The 17312-nt window shown below is 60.7% G+C and carries 13 protein-coding genes; 4 read left to right on the top strand and 9 right to left on the bottom strand.

What is annotated here, in order from left to right:
• Positions 1-26: 26 nt before the first annotated feature.
• Positions 27-1424 (bottom strand): AI-2E family transporter, encoded by a 1398-nt coding sequence (locus tag GBB11_RS02050; RefSeq protein ID WP_151548838.1) that lies wholly within the window; start codon positions 1422-1424, stop codon positions 27-29.
• 122 nt (positions 1425-1546) lie between these two features.
• Between GBB11_RS02050 and ychF the strand changes: the two genes are divergently transcribed.
• Together ychF and GBB11_RS02040 are read left to right on the top strand one after the other, a co-directional pair.
• A complete protein-coding gene (gene ychF / locus GBB11_RS02045) occupies positions 1547-2632 on the top strand; it encodes a redox-regulated ATPase YchF (RefSeq protein ID WP_151548837.1) in 1086 nt (361 codons plus the stop codon).
• A gap of 38 nt (positions 2633-2670) precedes the next feature.
• A complete protein-coding gene (locus tag GBB11_RS02040; RefSeq protein ID WP_151548836.1) occupies positions 2671-4473 on the top strand; it encodes a DUF262 domain-containing protein in 1803 nt (600 codons plus the stop codon).
• Positions 4474-4609: 136 nt separating this feature from the next.
• Here the strand turns inward: GBB11_RS02040 and GBB11_RS02035 are convergent, their stop codons facing one another.
• Complete coding sequence (locus GBB11_RS02035; RefSeq protein ID WP_151548835.1) at positions 4610-5155, bottom strand: hypothetical protein; 546 nt, start codon at positions 5153-5155, stop codon at positions 4610-4612.
• Positions 5156-5234: 79 nt separating this feature from the next.
• Between GBB11_RS02035 and GBB11_RS02030 the strand changes: the two genes are divergently transcribed.
• On the top strand, positions 5235-6536 hold the full coding sequence (locus tag GBB11_RS02030) for a hypothetical protein (RefSeq protein ID WP_151548834.1): 1302 nt from the start codon (positions 5235-5237) through the stop codon (positions 6534-6536).
• A gap of 8 nt (positions 6537-6544) precedes the next feature.
• On the opposite strand, the gene GBB11_RS02025 is transcribed toward GBB11_RS02030, so the two are convergent.
• The 6 genes from GBB11_RS02025 to GBB11_RS02000 form a co-directional block, all read right to left on the bottom strand.
• Entirely contained in the window at positions 6545-7987 is a 1443-nt protein-coding gene (locus GBB11_RS02025; protein ID WP_151548833.1) for a Coenzyme F420 hydrogenase/dehydrogenase, beta subunit C-terminal domain, read from the bottom strand.
• A 4-nt stretch (positions 7988-7991) separates the two neighbouring features.
• Entirely contained in the window at positions 7992-8804 is an 813-nt protein-coding gene (locus tag GBB11_RS02020; RefSeq protein ID WP_151548832.1) for a WecB/TagA/CpsF family glycosyltransferase, read from the bottom strand.
• Entirely contained in the window at positions 8801-10318 is a 1518-nt protein-coding gene (locus GBB11_RS02015; protein ID WP_151548831.1) for a hypothetical protein, read from the bottom strand. The genes GBB11_RS02020 and GBB11_RS02015 overlap by 4 nt, the downstream gene beginning before the upstream one ends.
• Positions 10319-10321: 3 nt before the next feature.
• Entirely contained in the window at positions 10322-11593 is a 1272-nt protein-coding gene (locus GBB11_RS02010; protein ID WP_151548830.1) for a polysaccharide pyruvyl transferase family protein, read from the bottom strand.
• A 4-nt stretch (positions 11594-11597) separates the two neighbouring features.
• A complete protein-coding gene (locus tag GBB11_RS02005) occupies positions 11598-13016 on the bottom strand; it encodes a polysaccharide biosynthesis tyrosine autokinase (RefSeq protein ID WP_151550446.1) in 1419 nt (472 codons plus the stop codon).
• A 90-nt stretch (positions 13017-13106) separates the two neighbouring features.
• Positions 13107-14492 (bottom strand): sugar transferase, encoded by a 1386-nt coding sequence (locus GBB11_RS02000; RefSeq protein ID WP_225979093.1) that lies wholly within the window; start codon positions 14490-14492, stop codon positions 13107-13109.
• 402 nt (positions 14493-14894) lie between these two features.
• Here GBB11_RS02000 and GBB11_RS01995 point away from each other — a divergent pair, with 402 nt between their 5' ends.
• On the top strand, positions 14895-15899 hold the full coding sequence (locus GBB11_RS01995) for an LCP family protein (protein WP_192796287.1): 1005 nt from the start codon (positions 14895-14897) through the stop codon (positions 15897-15899).
• A 40-nt stretch (positions 15900-15939) separates the two neighbouring features.
• Here GBB11_RS01995 and GBB11_RS01990 read toward each other — a convergent pair whose 3' ends face one another.
• Positions 15940-17274, bottom strand: a complete 1335-nt coding sequence (locus GBB11_RS01990) for a DUF4921 family protein (protein WP_151548826.1) — start codon at positions 17272-17274, stop codon at positions 15940-15942.
• Positions 17275-17312: the final 38 nt, after the last annotated feature.

Here is a 17312-nt window from a genome sequence, read left to right as displayed (position 1 = left end):
CTTAGAGGCAGAGCCGGACACGGGGCCTACTTTTTAGAGCGATTGTCGAACAAATTAGCGATAAAGTTCGGGGCGTCGCGGTGCGAGCGCTTCGCGTCGTCGTCGGCGTTGTCGCTGCCAGCATCGCTGCTGAAGCGCAGTGGGAGGAGCAGGCGGGTGTGTCGCTCGCGGGCTTCTTTCTCGGTGTGCTTGCCGGAGATAGAGCCCTGCTGCGTGATGAAGGAAATATCCTCGGCCCGCTTCTCGCCGGAGCGGAGCGAGACCACATCCGAGATATAGCGCAAAATAACGGCCACGGTTGCCGCGAACGGCACGGCGAGGAAGGCGCCGATAATGTTGAATAGGCTACCGCCAATGGTTACGGATACCAGCACGATCACCGGGTGCAGGTTCATCGCCTTGGACTGCAGCATCGGCTGCAACACATTGCCCTCAAGCTGCTGCACTGCCAGCACAATGATGAGGATGATGATGGCCTGCTTGATACCCAGTGAGACCAGCGCCACCACAACGGCGAGCGCCCCGGCGACAAAAGCACCCACGATGGGGATAAAGCCGGCCAGAAAGGTCAGCACGGCAAGGGCCAGCGCCAGCGGAACGCCCACCACTATCAACCCGAGGCCGATGAAGAAGGCGTCGATGAAGGACACCACCGCCTGCACCCGGATATAGCCGGAGAGCGTGACCCAGATACGAGACAGCAGTTCTGTGAGATGCCAGCCCACGCGCCGGCCGGTGAAGCTACGCATCCAGGGCAGGAAGCGCTCGCCATCTTTGAGGAAGAAGAAGGTGAGCACCAACACCACGACGAGTGTGAGCATCACGGATGCGGCCGCGCCCAGCCCGGCGAAGAGCTCGCCGGCGATATTGCCCGATTGCTCCTGTAGCCATTTGGTTCCGGACTGAAAGGCCTCGGTGAGGTCCTTTTCTTGCAGGTTCAGTGGCGGCCCTTGTAGCCAGAGCTGGAAGCGTTGCACCGCTTCCAAGGTTTGGAGATACAGCGTTTGGGACTGCCGAATCATCGACGGCGCAATCAAGGAGACAATCGCGGCGAGCAGCGCCACCGCCGCTAATAACACAAGAATCGCGGCCAGCCCGGCGGGCACCCCGAGCTTGCGGAGCCGCTTCGTGGGCCCCACCAGCACCGAGGAGACGAGCAGGGCGAGGATGAGGGGAAGCAGGCCTTTCCAGAACTGTGTGGCCAGCCAGCCCGCCCCGAGCGCAGTGGCGAAGATGATGAGGATGCGCACGCACCACCATGCGAAGTCCTTAATCAGATCCGAGATCACCACGGAGCGATCGATGGGATCGGATTCCAGTGCTTCGAAGGTGCTGGACGCCTCATCGTTCAGGCTGGTGGTTTCCGCCGCGCGGTCCTGTTCTGGGCGGGCGGAGTCGCTGCCGTCGTTAGTGGAAGTGCTCACGTCATTTATCTTGCCCAAAAAACCTCTCGTGCGAAACCGCGAACGCTCAGCCCGTGGTGGAGCAGGCTTATCGACGCACACCTCACCAAGACCCAGCCTCGCGGCTGTTAGGATTAGGCCTCGTGAGCCTTACACTTGGAATCGTCGGCCTGCCCAATGTGGGCAAGTCCACGCTGTTTAATGCCCTGACCCGCAACGACGTGCTAGCTGCGAACTATCCCTTCGCCACCATCGAGCCCAATGTGGGTTTGGTGGAGCTTCCCGATGCACGCCTGAACACCCTCGCGGAGATTTTTCACTCCGAGCGCATTCTCCCCGCCACGGTGTCCTTCGTGGACATCGCCGGCATCGTCAAGGGTGCCTCTGAGGGCGAGGGGCTTGGCAATAAGTTCCTCGCGAACATCCGCGAGGCCGACGCCATCTGCCAGGTCGTGCGCGCCTTCTCCGATGAGAACGTGATCCACGTGGATGGTGCAGTGGACCCACGCTCGGATATCTCCGTCATTGAGACCGAGCTGATCTTGGCAGACCTGCAGACCATTGAGAAGGCCCTGCCGCGTCTGGAGAAGGAAGCCAAGAAGGATAAGGACAAGGCCCCGATGGTGGCCGAGGTGAAGAAGGCGCAGGAGATCCTCGAGGATGACCGCACGCTCTTCGCCGCATCCGTATCTGGGGATGTGGACCTCTCCCTTCTCCGCGAGCTGCACTTTTTGACCTCTAAGCCCTTCTTGTACGTGTTCAACGCCGACGAAGACGTGCTCAGCGATAACGCCCGCAAGCAGGAGTTGCGCGAGCTCGTCGCCCCCGCCGATTGCGTCTTCCTTGACGCTAAGACCGAGGCGGAGCTTCTCGAACTCGATGAGGAAGAAGCAGCCGAGTTGCTCGAAAGCGTCGGCCAAGACGAGCCGGGCCTGGCCTCGCTGGCTCGCGCCGGCTTCGAGACCCTTGGTTTGCAGACCTATCTCACTGCCGGCCCGAAGGAAGCCCGCGCCTGGACCATCCACAAGGGCGATACCGCGCCCCAGGCCGCTGGCGTGATCCACACCGACTTCGAAAAGGGCTTCATTAAGGCTGAGGTCGTCTCCTTCGAGGACCTCGCTGCCGCCGGATCGATGGCAGAAGCCCGTGCTCACGGCAAGGTGCGCCAAGAGGGCAAGGACTACGTCATGACTGACGGCGACGTGGTGGAGTTTAAGTTCAACGTGTAGGGCGTGAAGCTCGCAGCAACAAGTAAGGAACCGTTGTAATGATCAAGTCAGCTAGCCAGTATGCGGTGCATAGTCTCTTCAGTCACGAGGGCAATGTGCTCTATAAAATTCCGCCTTATCAGCGTGAGTATTCATGGAGCAAGGCCCACTGGGAGGACTTGTTCGAAGACTTGATCAATGCCGAAGGGTCACACTTCCTCGGCACTATCATTACGCTCGACCAAACTACGGACGCCCTTGAGGGAAACATTCTCCAAGTGGTCGACGGGCAACAGCGACTCACAACGCTGACGCTGCTTCTAGCGGCGGTCTACTCGGTTCTCAAGGAACACATCGACGAGCTCGACGAGGACGCTCGGACCGACGTTAATAATCTCCGTCGCCAGTTGGTGCGTAAAGCCGACGAGCATCCGCGGGTCACGCCCCAGAAACAGGGCCATAACCTCGCTGATTTTCTCCAGGTTCTCTCGGACGCTGGATTATCAGTTGAGAGCCACAAGGAACCGTATTACCGCCTCCGCAGGATCTCTAAATGTTGGGAGTACTTTCGTTCGGCTATTCAGAAGCTCGCCGAAACGGAAGGACTGAGTGAAACGACGGCGGCGCTTCAGCTGCGCGAGGCAGCACTCCAGGCAGTCATCGTAAAAATCGAGGTTGATAGCAACGCCGATGCATTCATTCTCTTCGAGTCACTGAATAACCGTGGCTTGCCGCTTTCTCCCGTCGATTTGATCAAAAATCAACTCTTAGCTGAGTCCGAAAAGCGCAAGATCATGGATGTCGATAAGGCCTTCAAGCGCTGGAACGAGATGCTGGTCAATCTTGGCGATAGCTACTCCACTCAGGAGCGTTTCCTCAGGCATTACTACAACGCCTTCAAACAGGACCTCCCAGAGGTGCCCAAAGCGTACGTTGCGATGAAGTCCAACTTGATACGGGTGTACGAGAAAATTTTAGAGCAGGATCTCGTACCTGTTGTTGATGCTCTCGTCAACGCCAGCAAGGTGTACGGCCGCATCAACTGCGTTGCTGTGCCTGAGGAGTCAACATCTTTGGACCGAGCGTTCCAGCGGCTCATGCGTGCGCAAGGCGCACCGTCCTATGTTCTTTTGCTGTGGCTCATGACGAAGCAGGATGAACTGCAGCTCAGTGATGATCAGCTCGAGAGTGTCGTGGATGTGCTCACGAACTTTTTCATCCGCCGAAACCTCACTGGTTACCCGCCCACCCACGCGCTAGCGAGGTTGTTCATGGCAACCATCTCTGAGATCGGTGATGCTAGAGGCAATGATGTGCTTGAGATTATCGGTGAGAAAATCAGAGCGGTTTCGGCCTCCGACACAGATTTCCATGAACGGCTCTTAGGCCGCATTTATGAGGAAAATACTGACGTCGCACGATTTATCTTGGCCACACTAGCCGAGGATGCCATGACCAGAGAGTCGTGGGTTGATCTGTGGCGTCAAGATAAAACCCACTTCGTGTGGACCATCGAGCACATCCTTCCGCAAGGGGAGAATTTGCCGGCGTCGTGGACGGAGATGCTCGGTGGTAAGGAACGTGCTGCCGAAAAGCAGGAACTTCACAAACACCGGCTGGGAAATCTCACTATCACCGCATACAACAGCAACCTTGGCAACAAGTCATTCGTGGAAAAGCGTGATCGCACGGACGCCAAGGACCGCCCCATTGGTTACAAAAATGGGCTTGCGCTGAACGCCGACTTGAAGGACCGGGACTCGTGGACCGGTGAGGACATCGAACAACGCACCCGTGAATTGGCGTTGAAGGCATTGGAGCGCTTCCCACTTCCCAAAGGGAGGGGCCAAGCAACCTCTTAGGAGGCTGCCGATGTGTGCCTTGGCCGCGGATATGCAGCCGATCTCGTTGGCGGCCTCGCCGCGCGTGTGAACTCCCGTCCCGATCGCCGAGGAACTCCAGCACACCTCAGCCGCCCCCGCCCGCTCCCATGCCGCTCTACTTTTCCGCGGCTAGCTTCTCGATCACCCGCAGGGCGTGGGGGAGGGCGGCGTCGACGCTCGCGGCCATGGCCTCGAAAGCAGCGAGGGGCTGGCCGATGGGGTCGCTGATGCTGAATGATCCAGCCGAGGCGTTCTGGGCTACTCGTTTCGTCTCCGGCTGGCCCATGATGGGTGTTCTGGGGCGGATCTCCTCCGGATTGAGGCTCGCGAGATGCCTCAAGGTAATGCAGGACCGCCACGCCGCCGGCGCGGTGCGTGCGATGGCTGGAATATGGTCCTCAGCTGCGGCGATAACGAGGTCATAGTCCCTGGCAATGGCTGCCGTGAGATACCGCGAGCTTCCCTGGCTGGCGTCTATTCCCTGCTTCTCAAGCAGGCTTAAGGTATGCGGATGATAGGGGGTACCATTAGTTGCTTGGGTGCCCGCACTATCTACTTGTACCTCGAGCCCGGCGGCTGCGGCCGCGTGGGCGAGGCGATACTCGATATACGGGGAACGGCAGATATTTCCGGTGCACACTGTCAGAATCTTGAGAGTCATAGGCCTATTAGAACACGGCTCTTCAATGCGGCCAGCAGTAGTGGAGGTATGCAGACGTGGCGACTAGCGAGGCGACGCAGTGACAGTTTCTAAGCTCCGCCAGCTCATCGCGATGGGGCTTGGGCTCGGCCCCGGGTTGCTTCTTCCTTTTATCTTGGCGCTGCGCCTCGACGCCGCGGACTCGGACCGCGTCATTGTGCTGCTCACCGTGAGCATCTTGGGCACGGCTATTGTCACCCAGGCCGCGGAAGCCTATGCCGTGGCGGAGCTGTCCCGCTCTCTCACCGCGGGGGCGACGGTGCGCGCTGCGGTACTGCGCTGTGTGCGGGCGCTGGCGGTGCCCGCCGCGGTCGGCGTGACAGTGGTGGCTGCGGTGACGTTTATCGCTTTCCTTTTCACCGGTGGTTTGCCCGCTGATCAGGGCGTGTGGCTGCTGGTGGTGGCCATCGCGGTGTTGGTGGCCTGTTTCGCCAGCCCGCTGTCGGCGTGTCTGATCTTGGAAGACCGCAGCTATATTCCCCTCAGCACGCAGGGCTTGCGCTATCTCGTGCTCATCGTGGCGGTGCTGGTACTGCCTTTCGAGGGCGGAGAATTGGTGGTGTTCTTCCTGCTCGGGGAAATCCTACGTGTCGTGGTCCTCGCCCTAGCGCAACGACGCTTCCTCGCCGATGAACCCATCGATAGGGCCACAGCCGCTGGGCTCGACAACACCGATTCTTCCCCGCAGGCCACAGGTGGCGCGCTGTCGCTGTATCAGCAATTCGGCTCCAATGGCATCACTCAAGCATCGGTGCTGATCGAGCGCTCGGTGATCTCCTCTGTCGGCCAGGGCGCTATCACCTTCTATGAGCTTGCGGACAAGATTGCCTACATCATCATCCAGGCAGCCTATGCGCTGGGGATTCTGCCGCGCATGAAGCGGTGGGCGGATGCCGCTGGGCAGTCGGATTATCGCGAGGCCTATGCGCGTTTTACCCGCGATGTTCGACGCCTCCTCGCCGCCGTCGCCGCCATTGCCCTGCCGGGGGCGGGCGTGGCCCTCGTGGTGGCCATGAGTGGAATTGGCCCAGAGGCCGTGGGCTCGGTCGCCGCCTATTCTTCCGTGCTGCTGGTAGCCACGCTGCCGATCGTGTACGTCTTTGCCGCCATGCGCCTGCTGGTGATGCTCAACGGGCAGCGCTATTTTGTGCCCGCTTCGCTGGTCTCCATCACCGTGATGGTGGTGGTGGGCCTCGGGCTGTTTAGCGTCATCGGCGTGGTGGGCGTGCTCATTGGTCGGCTCCTCAGCCGTGTTACCACCGCCGTGCTGTACTGGCGGGCAATCCACAAGCTCTCCGGCGCGGAGAGCTACCAGCCGAAGCACCGCAAGGGTGCCCGCTAACGGCGTACCTACCTACGGCGAAACCGAGAAATCAGGGTGCGCGTACCCATTAATACTGTGCGTAGCCGCAGCTGCATGCTCAGCGGCAGCGGCGCCAGAATGCGGGCCAGCCGCGACTGTGCGCCCTGGGCATCATAGGCCTTCACGCTGGGGCCGATGGCTGCGAGAAAGTGACGCCACGAGTTCTTCTCGCGGGCCTCTCGGAAGCTGGAAATGGAGAGCTCGCTGAGCGCGCGGCGGCGACGGATGAGGGCGACGCGCTTGTCATCGGCGTGCTCATAGCCTGGCTCGACCCGCTTGTGGGGCACGGGAAGCCCTGCCGCGATATCGTCGGCGAGGCGCACCTCCACGCCGATGCGACGGTGGCGCACATTGCCGGATTGGGTTTTGAGAGTGTCCTCCTCAGAGAGCTCCTCTAAGAACACCTCGCCGGTCTGTTCGGCGCGCAGGAGCAGCTCGTGGAGCTCAGGGTTGCGCACCACCACCACATTGTGGCCCAGCGGATCCGAGGCATAGCGGGGCAGCCAGGCGTCGCCGAAGGCGATATCGGCGGTCTCGGCGAAAATATCATCGCAGACATTGCAGGCCTTGGGCTGGAAGAAGCCATGGCCCCAGTTGGTGCCGAGCATTTCGAAGGTCTTTTTGGTGCGGGTGCGGCCGGCGCGATCGGTGGCCGAGGTGGCATAGCGATTGGCTGGGCCGACGCGATCTTTTACCCGGAAATCCACAGCCCGCAGATTCGCCGGCTCGATGCCGAGCTGCCAGCCCAGCGACTCGGCAAAGCCGGTGGTCTTCATATGCCCGCACACCAAACCGATGGTGTAGGGCACAAGCTCACTCAGCTCCGGATCGCGCTGCTGGAGCAGCCTCAAAGCGCGCACGTGGCAGGGAATACCAATGAACACATAGCGGCCGCCGGCGCGCTGGGCGCTGGCGAGCGCCTGGGAAAACTCCACCGGGTAGTACACAGACTTGCGGTGGGCCCGCAGCTCCTCGAGGGTGGTGGAGATCCCGAAGGCAAAGAGCGGTTGATCCGCCTCGTCTGTGGAGGTGCGTTTGACGTGGATGATGCCATCGACAGCGCCGGCAGACAGCAGCGCGCCGGCGACAAAAGACACCAGCCCGCCGGAGGAGGAACCGAGGCGATAATCATCGCTGAGGACCCGGCCGGCGTAGAGGGCGCGGTGATAGCCGATCGCGGTGGTGTAGCTGCAGTGCTCCGCATAGCGCGGTGCGGCGAGATCGTCCTCGGTGGGGGAGTCATCACTGAAGGGGCACACCCCGGATACATTTTCAGCGTGCTCGGAGAGATCGCCTGCTCGATACTGTCCATCGCGAGACAGCGTGATGGGAATGCTGCCCTCGGTGGCGATAGAGCAGCCGCCGCACCCGATGCAGAAGTCGCGTTGGGTGACATCGCGGATGCTAAAAGCTGTGCGGGGCGTAGACATAGATTTAGCTATTCTTTCGGGCTGACTGGACAAGGGCACGGGCGATAACAACGAGGAAGAGTGGGCCCACCACCAGGTAGCGCTTCGCTAGGCGGCGCGGCTCCTGGGAGAGGCGATAGGCCCACTCGAGGCCGAGTTTTTGCAGCAGCTGTGGGGCGCGTTGGGTGGTGCCCGCCGCGAAGTCCACGGCTGCGCCCGCGCCAACATACCAGCCGGCGGGCAGCTGCTCGATATTGGCTAGCACCCAGCGCTCCTGCTTCGGGCTGCCCAAGCACACGAAAGACACATCCGGTTGGAGTTCGCGCAGCGTGGCGATGGTGGCCGGGTTAGCGGTGAGATCCTCGCTAAAAGGAATAGAGACGCCATGGATCGACGCTCCTGGGTTATCTGCACGAAGCTGGCGCACCGCGGCCTCGCGGATATCATCACGTCCCCCAAGTACGGCGATGGTGCGATCCTGCGTGGCGGCCGCAGCAGCCACCGCGGGCAAAAGGTCCGCGCCGGTAACGCGGTAAACGTCATGGGCCTTGAGGAGGCGGAAAAGAGCGAGCAGCGGGGCGCCGTCGACAAAGAGCGCATCGGCGGAGCCAAATTCCTCGCGCCAGTGCTCATCGGTGATCAGGCGGTTGAGCTGATCCACGTTGGGAGTGATCGCCAGCAGGGGAGAAGAGGGGCGGATGGCGTCGAGAAGCATCGTGGTGGCCGCGGCCAGATCGCCGCGGAACACAGCGATGCCGTTGATGCTGGGGGAATGCTCGGAGCGCTTATCGACGGCAACGCGCGGAATACGCTCCCAAAGGCGGCGGAGGACGGTCATGCTGGATCTCCGTTCTGCGTTGTGGATGCGCCCTGTGGAAGGGCGGGATCAGAGTGGGCCGACAGATAGGCGGCGAAGGCGAGTGCCGGAACGGTCACGATAGAACCGAAGGTGGCCTCGGAAAAGAGCGCGGCGGCAAACCACGCGGCGAGTACTGCAACACCGGTTGTATCCAGCCGCGGCAGGACGAGATAGATCGCGTAGGCCAGCAGGAGCAGGCCGATGACGCCCATCTGGAACACTAAGGTGCCGATGGCGCTTTCGCCGCCGGATTCCAGCCACAATTGGCGGGGGATCTCGGGATGGTAGAGACGGTAGAAATTACCGCCGCTGCCCACACCGAAACCGAGGGGATTATCGGCGATCGAGTACAGCCCGCTGAGCAGCCCAGCGATGTGAATACTGGAGGATTCACCACCGGAGGTGCCCACCGGGTTCGTCCACACATTCACGATGTAGGAGGGGCCTTTGACCATGGTGGTGTAGCCGAAGGTGAGAACTGTACCAATAGCCACCGAGGCCCAAAAAGCCCAGTGTCGGTGGTTGCGCCACCAGAGCAGCAGCACATAGGTGATAATGCCGGTGGCGACCACCAGAATGGAGTTCTTGGTGGCGGCCAGAGAAATGGTGATGATCAAAAACACTGCGGAGATTCCCAGCGCGCTGACGGCCATCCCGTTCGGGTGTTCGCAGACAAAGAGTTGCCGGATGATTTCGATCAGCGCGAAGATCAATACGAAGCTGGCTACATAGCCGGCGTTGATGGGTTCCACGAGGAAGCCTCCGACGCGGGTGGCGGTGCGGCCGAAGACAATAGTTTGCTCCGATAGCGCGTTCAGTCCCGCGATGTGCTCCACATTGAGCAGCGCCTTCCAGTGCCGCGAGCCGATGGCGTACTCCAACAGTGATCCGAGCACCAGCACCGCCGACAGGGTGCAGACCATGACATAGAGTTGCACGCGCGGCAGCGCTCGGGCCACGGGGGTGTAGGTGGCTAGGGCGAGCATGAGGAGAACAGGTCCGAGGAAATTGCGGGCATTGGCTGCGAAACTGGCGTCGAGGCCCGCGTTGTGGCCGATGGTGTACAGCCCGAACACCACAGCGGTGATGAAGAGCGGAATCGTGGAGCGCTGGAGGTAGACGGCCTTGAGGAGCAGCACCCCAGCCAAGATGAAAGCAATGATCGTCTTGGTTTCACTGATCACTACGGTGATATTGCCGGAGCCGTTGTGCATCATTCCCAGAATGGCATTTTGAAACACCGCGGCCAAAATGGCCACCAGCAGCGCCGTCACCGGCGAGAGCAGCGAGAGAATCAGCGCGACAATGCTGACGAAGAGCAAAGACATCACCGCAGACTCGATGATGGTTCCGTTAGCGAACAGCAGCATCGGTACCCCGTAGAGCACCAGAACGAGCGCGAGGGAGCCACCAAAGCGGAGCAGCTCCTGCGCCACCACGCTAGTGATGTTCTGCTCCTCGCGGTTCACGAGTACGGAGGTGTGCTGGGCCACAGTCTATAGCCCCCTAAAATTCTCAGCCGCTCGCTCTCGTAGCTGCGGCACCGTGGTGCGCAGGGTTTCGTGGACAGCCTCGGGGTCGCTGGCAATGCGCTCCAGAGCGGCGCAGATGGCTCCGACCATACCAGGGCGCGGTTCCACCAGCAGCCACGGCAGCTCGAGGTCGGAAACCAAGCCCTCCACCTTGCCCTGGGTGCCAAGCACTACCGCGGGAGTGAGGTTGGAGAAGCTGAGAATTGAGAGGTGCATCCGGCCGGTGACCACGCTCTCTGCCCCGGCTGCCCACTGCGCCACTTCGGCGGGAGAGAGAAGATCAGGCAGGACGCGATAAGGGATGTGCTCGGTGTCTAGGACCGTGGTGACCTCGCGAATAGCCTGCCGGTCGTCGCCACCGCGATTTGCCACGTGCGGGATGAAGACGAGCTCCCGGCCGTGACTCGATAGATAGCGGCATACCTGCAGATAATCCTGCACCTGATCCATGCGATGAGAAATCAGGCCCGAGACATTAATGAGCGTATAGGGCTGGGTGGGTGCGGCAGCTGCCGGCGCAGTGGCGGTGGGCAGAGTAAAGACCACATCGGCCACATGGTCGCAGTCGCCAATCTCCTGAGTGTCGGCGCGGAAGCGCTGATAGGAGATGCTGTCGCGGCAGCAGGCCTGTACGCCGGCTGCGAGCGCGGCGCGGGCGATGGAGCTAACCTGCTCGTCTACTGCAGTGCCCCAACTAAAGCCGAGAATGCGGGTGTCATAGCCGGCCTCGGCGGCGGCGCGGGCCAGCGACCATGTTTTATATGCCACGCCGCGCTGGTAGCCGCCGTCGATGATGTCGGCGCCAATGATGCAGAGGTGGTTCGCCTGGGCGATGTACTCGGCGAGAGTCTCCACCGCGGCGGCGCGGGCGCCGCCATAGCCATAGAAGGCCTCGGCAGCGTGGACGACGGTGACGTCCTCGCGCTCGATCGTGTAGGTGGACTCCGACTTGGCCACCACAGTCACTGGGCCAGGCACTGTCTGCAGGGCGGCGTTGAGCATGGCTTGATCGCCAATATTGGCCACACCCGTCGAGGCGATGAGTACGGTGCCGCGCCGGTGTTGCTGCGATGCGCATGCCTGGTGGGCGGACAAGACGCGCCGATCACTGGCACTATAGCTGGCCAGGGCCCGGTCGTGATCACGCAAGTTCAGCGCCGTGGCTCGGCCACGGCGAAGCAGCTGGAATACGGGCTGGGGCAGCACGCTAATGATGCGGTCTTTGGTGGATGCCACAGGCCTAGCTTTCCGTCTTCGTGGTGGCGGACTCGGAGGATTCCTTGCTGGATTCTGCCGTGTCCTTCGCCTCGTCCACGCGGTCGTAGTAGTGGTTGTAGTCCGACTTGCGGCCGGACTCCACGGTGCGGCTGAGCACCACGCCGAGCAGTTTGGCGTTCACTTTCTCGAGGGCGTCGATAGAGGAGGTGAGGTTATCGCGGGTGGTGGTATTCCACCGAGCGATCATCACGGTGCCATCGACGATGCGGGCCAGTAGCGCGGCGTCGGTCACCGGCAGCACGGGCGCTGAATCCACGATCACATAGTCATAGGTGTCCTTGAGCTGCTGCAGCAGCTCGGCCATGGCATTGGATCCAATAATCTCGGCCGGGTTTGGCGGGATCGGACCGGCAGCGAGGAGAGTCACCCCGGAGGCGTCGTCGATAAGCGCATCCTCGAGGTCCATCTCGCGGCGCAGGACACTGGTCAAACCTACAGGGGCGTCGATCCCCATGTACTCGGTGAGACGAGGCCGGCGCAGATCGCCCTCGATGAGGCAGACCTTCTCGCCCTGCTCAGCCAGTGAGGCGGCCAGGTTGAGTGCGGTGATGGACTTGCCAGAGCCTGCGAGAGCACTGGTGATCTGGATGATCCGCGGATTGTTGTCGATCGCGCAGAACTGCAGGTTCGTGCGCAGGGTGCGGAAGGACTCCGCGGTGCGGGAGAAGCCGCCGCTGAAGTCGATCTGCTTGTTTTCGCTGATGTGCTTGTCCTCTGGGATGGTGCCTAGTTGCGGCAGGGTGGTGATCTCAGCGACGTCGGAGTGGGTGCGCAGGCGACGGTCGGTCATGTGCACAATAAGTGCGATAAGCAGTCCGAGTGCGAGGCCGAGGAAGGCGCCGGCGAGAGCGAAAGCCGCGGGGCTAGGGTTGCTCGGCTCGGTCGGCAGTGACGGCGGTGCCACCACATTCGCGGAGATAGTAGGCAGGGATTGTCCCTCTGGGGTTGAGGTCTTTTTCACCATGTCGGTGAATATCTCGATGGTGGCGTCAGCAATGTCTTTGGACAGCTGCGCCTGATCGGTGGTGGCGGAGATTTCCAGCAGCACCGAATTGGCATTGGCGCTGGCAGAGACTGCGTCCTCCACCTGCTTTCGGGAAATCGGCGGCACCACTCGATCAACCACCTTGTTGGTGACAGCGGCGTTGGTCACTAGCTCCGCATAGGACTTCACCATTTGCTGTGAGGTCAAGCTGGCCTGGTAGGGATTGGCGGCCTCGCCGGTAGATTGGTTCACCGAGATATACACCGTGGCCTGGGAGACGTAGCGATCTTCCCGCAGATAGGAGACGCCGAGACCGGCGGGGATACCAAGCAACATCACCAGCAGAATGATCCACCAACGGTGAGAAAAGAAATTCTTAAATGAAGTGATAGTCATGAAGGGCGTCCTTGACAGATGTTTCGGTGGGGTAGGGCAGCAGGTGGTGGGCCGAGGAGTAGCGGGGCGCACCGTCGGGTAAGGGGGGGGCTAGTAGGCGCCGTCGCGGGAAAGCACAGCACGCAGGGTGCTCCACAAAATGTGGATGTCTTCCAACAGCGACCAGTTTTCAACATAAGACAGATCCAAGCGTACGGACTGCTCCCACGATAGGTTGGACCGGCCCGAGACTTGCCATAGCCCAGTCATACCGGGGCGGACGAGCATGCGGCGGGCGACGAAGGGATCGTATTGCATTACTTCTTCGCGCAGTGGTGGACGAGGACCGACCAGGCTCATGCTGCCGCCGAGAACATTGAAGAGCTGGGGCAGTTCGTCCAAGCTGAAGCGACGCAAGAACTTACCGAAAGGTGTGATGCGGGGATCGTCTTTCATTTTGAACAGCACCCCACCCTCGCACTCATTCTGTGAACGTAGCTGCTCTTTCATTTTGTCGGCGTCATTGACCATAGAGCGAAACTTGATCATGCCGAAGGGTTCGTTATTAAGGCCTAAACGCTCCGCCACGTAGAACACAGGACCGCGGCTGGTGAGTTTCACCCCGAGTGCACAGATCAGTAGCACGGGAGAGAAGAACAGAATGAGCAGTGTTGCGCCGACTTTGTCCAGCAGCAGCTTTCCCAGTCTGCTGGCGCCACGATAGCGCGGCTTATCGACGTGGATGAGCGGGATTCCCGCCACGGGACGTACCAGCATGCGAGGGCCGGCCACATCGATGATGCCTGGCGCCACCAAGATATCCACGTTGAGCTCCTCTAGGTCCCAGCTGAGCTCACGCATGCCCTGCAAACCGATGGTGTAAGCGCCTGCAATCGCTACGGTATCGGCGCCGGTGCGTTGCGCGAGGCACTTAATATCGCGCCAGCTGAATACCGTTGGGGTGGAAGCGTGCACACCTGGCAGCCGCTGGAGTTCCTCTGAGGGTTCGGTGCTGCACAGGCCTACGATTCGCCATGGAGTAGCTTGGCTATTGACAGCGGTGTTCAGTAGCTCGCCGAGAGTGGAGCTACCGACAGCAATCACGCGTCGTTCACAGCGTCCTTTTTTGTAGTTGTGCCACAACTGTCGCCGCGATAACCAGCGGCTGAGAAGAAGGAGCGCAAGTCCCAAAGATAGGGCCACGAAGAGGTAACCGCGAGAAAGATCCGTCTCTGTGAGAACGCTCGCGATCGAGATAAGGCCGAAGACGATGAAGGTGGAGTGGACCACCCGCGTATAGGTCTCCGCCCCGTCGGCGATCACGCGTTCATCGGCGGCTTGGATGATACGTAGGGTAATGAACCATCCGATGGCGATCAATGGAGTGATCAGTAAATAAGGAATCTGTCGAGAACCTGCCTGGGCATAAGAGTCATGGTTACCAAAGCGCACTAAATCTGCACAGAACACAGCTAAAGCCACGCTTAACGCATCCATGACCACTATGCGCTGGCGCAGATTGCGTTGGGCTTGTCGTATGCTCAGCGGTCGAGGAGGTGCGGATTGGCTCTCTAAGTCCGAGGGCTTCCGATTCGTCGATACAGACCGTATCGCGTCAAGCATGTAGTCGGCCACCAAACGTAATAGACGGGGCAGATTTTGGACATGGTGATCTTATCGAAAATCCAGACAGATATGTCCAAGTTTGAGCTAAGGATGGTGGATTGAATGTTTTCTCCGTGGAGGGGTAACGCTCGTGTTTTGTTGAAAAGTATGATTATCCTTGGGTTATGGAGACTGGGGGAATATAGTCAACTCCTCATGTTGCCCCAACATAGGGGTAATAAATGGCGATTGTAAAGCGGAGAATTGCCATTCTGAGGTGCTAGCATGGCAGCTATGCACCGGATGGTACGACGTGGACTTATTGCCCTTGTGGCAGTGTTCGTGCTCCTTATAATCGGCTCCATTGTGGCCTTGGGTGCTGCGTATTGGATGTTCTCCGGCTATCAGACCGCGACCTCCGAGCGGCCGGCAGCAGACACGGCCGCACCCCCCAGTCACAACGGCATCTACCTCGTGATGGTGCGGGATACCCGCGCCGGCGGTAATGCTGAATTGCTGAACTCCCGCTCCGAACGCCCTGGTGATGTGGGCCGTACCGATGTCATGGTGCTGGCTCGGTTGAAGTCGGGAACCCCGATTGAGATGGTCTCGATCCCGCGCGACACCTTGGTGGATATTCCGACATGCGAGCGCTCCGATGGCAGCAGTACCGAGCCGCAGTACACCAAGATCAACGCCGCCTATGCCTTCGGCGCCTCGAGCGATAGCGCCGCCCAAGCCTCCCCCTATGGGATCGCCTGCGCCGAGAAAACAGTGCACGATCTCTCCGGGATCAGCGTGGAAGGCTCGATGGTGCTGGATTCGAAGGCTATTGAGACGGCCATCGACCGCCTCGGCGGGGTGGAGCTGTGCGCCTCGGCGGCGCACGCCGCCGCCATTGCGGGGCTGAAAGAGGGCTGCCATACCGTCGACGGCGCCACGGCCTTTGCCTTTTCCCAAGCGCGCTATGGCATCGACAATGAGTCGGATATTGCCCGCATTGATCGTCAGCACATGCTCATAGAGGCGTTTGCAGCGCGCCTGTCAGAAAAGCGCGTGCCGTGGGACATTCCGGAGCTGATGGATATCGTCCACGACTTGGGGCCGCACATCACTACCTCGGAGGGGTTGATCTCGATGAACAACGCCACCAAGGCGCTCTCGGCCACCCGTAATGGCTCGGTGCAGGCAGTAACCATGCCCTTTGTTCCTGCCGCGGACGGGATCAACGTCGAGCCCGCGCCCGAGGCCGAGCAGACCTGGGCGCGGCTGCGCGGCGAGCAGGAGAGCGGGCAATAAAGCGTCGATAAGCGCCTAGCCGCGCCTCCTTTCCGTCGCCTTACGGCAGGGAGGGGGTATAGCGCAGCGAGTTGGGGCGCAGCTCCACCTCCGTGGCAATGCGCAGGTTAGAGGCCACCTTTTTCTTCTCACGCAGCTCGTAGAGCCGTGAGACCACCCGATCGCGCACCGTGTAGGGCGACATGGTGTTCAAATAAATCTTGGTGCCGCCCTCAAAACCGGCAAGCGTAGAGACGCGCCACTTAATCATTACCCGCCACGGCATCGGCAAATCCAAGTTGATGGGCTTGTGGTGCCACTCCTCATTGCACGGAACCTCGGCGCCGGTGGCGGCGTGGCAGGCGTGGATGAGATCACTCATGCCATCGCGCTCATCATCAGTGTGATTCCACGGCTCGGAGCGCGCCGACTTAGAGAAGATCTCCAGAGTGGGGTAGCGGTGCCCGAACCCGGCAAAGCACACGGCGTGATCATTCTCGGCGATCACGAGATTGTGGCGGTGGGCATAATCTACAGCCCACTCGTTATACATATTGGGATTCGCGCGCAGCCGTGAGATCTCGCCCTCTGCCTGTACCCCGCGATCATCGATGGCCACCAGCTGCTTGTGCAGGTGATCGAAGGAGGCGCCGGCGGGTTTCAACCAGTTTTGGAACACCGCAACATAGGGGGCATAGCGGTTGTGGCGGTAGAGATCCCGCATGGAGTCCACGGTGAAACGGATGAAGGCGCGGTGCTCATCCACGCTGAGGGTGCCCGATGAGGCCAACCCTGAGGTGTCGGTGGCGTCGTCCTTAAAATGGCGCCGTCCGATAATTACGTCATGGCCGCCGGCGAAATAGCCCGGCGCCTTGGCCAGTAAATCCTCCTCGGTGGTGGCCATCACCTGGGCCTCGGGGATACCGGAGGCGCGCATACGGGTCCGCACAATATTGAGTACATGCTCGCGGCCCGCGGGATCCGCAATATAGGTGTGCATGCGCTGTGAGGTCTCCTCATCGATGGTCAGGTCATAATTGGCCTGCCAATAATCAAAGGACAGGATTTCGAAGAGGTTCGGCACTCGGCGGAAGGCGTAATTCTCATCCAGCTCGCTCGGCAGCAGCCCGCGCTTGATCTCCCAGCCGAGATCGGTGCGCACGATGCGTGATTTCTCCGGCGGGGTCTCGAGCAGGCGGGCCGCGCCAAAGGCACAGGAGGTGTCCCGGTCCTCGTCCCGTAGGGGCGTGGTCTCCACCTTCGGCACGGCGAGTGGGCGATTGCCGCGGCCGGGCACCGTCCACACCTCCGTGCCGGAGAACGGGTTAATCTGCTTGATTGTGCCGTCCGCCATCGTTTGCAAGGGGGCGGGTCGGGAATACATGGGAGAACTCATGGACTCTAGCGTATTAGCTGCACCCTCGACTAGCATGC

It is taken from the genome of Corynebacterium sp. 74A (assembly GCF_008930665.1).
Lineage (GTDB): Bacteria > Actinomycetota > Actinomycetes > Mycobacteriales > Mycobacteriaceae > Corynebacterium > Corynebacterium megadyptis.
The sequence above is the reverse complement of the archived record's forward strand: the minus strand, read 5'-3'. Positions and strand labels throughout refer to the sequence as shown.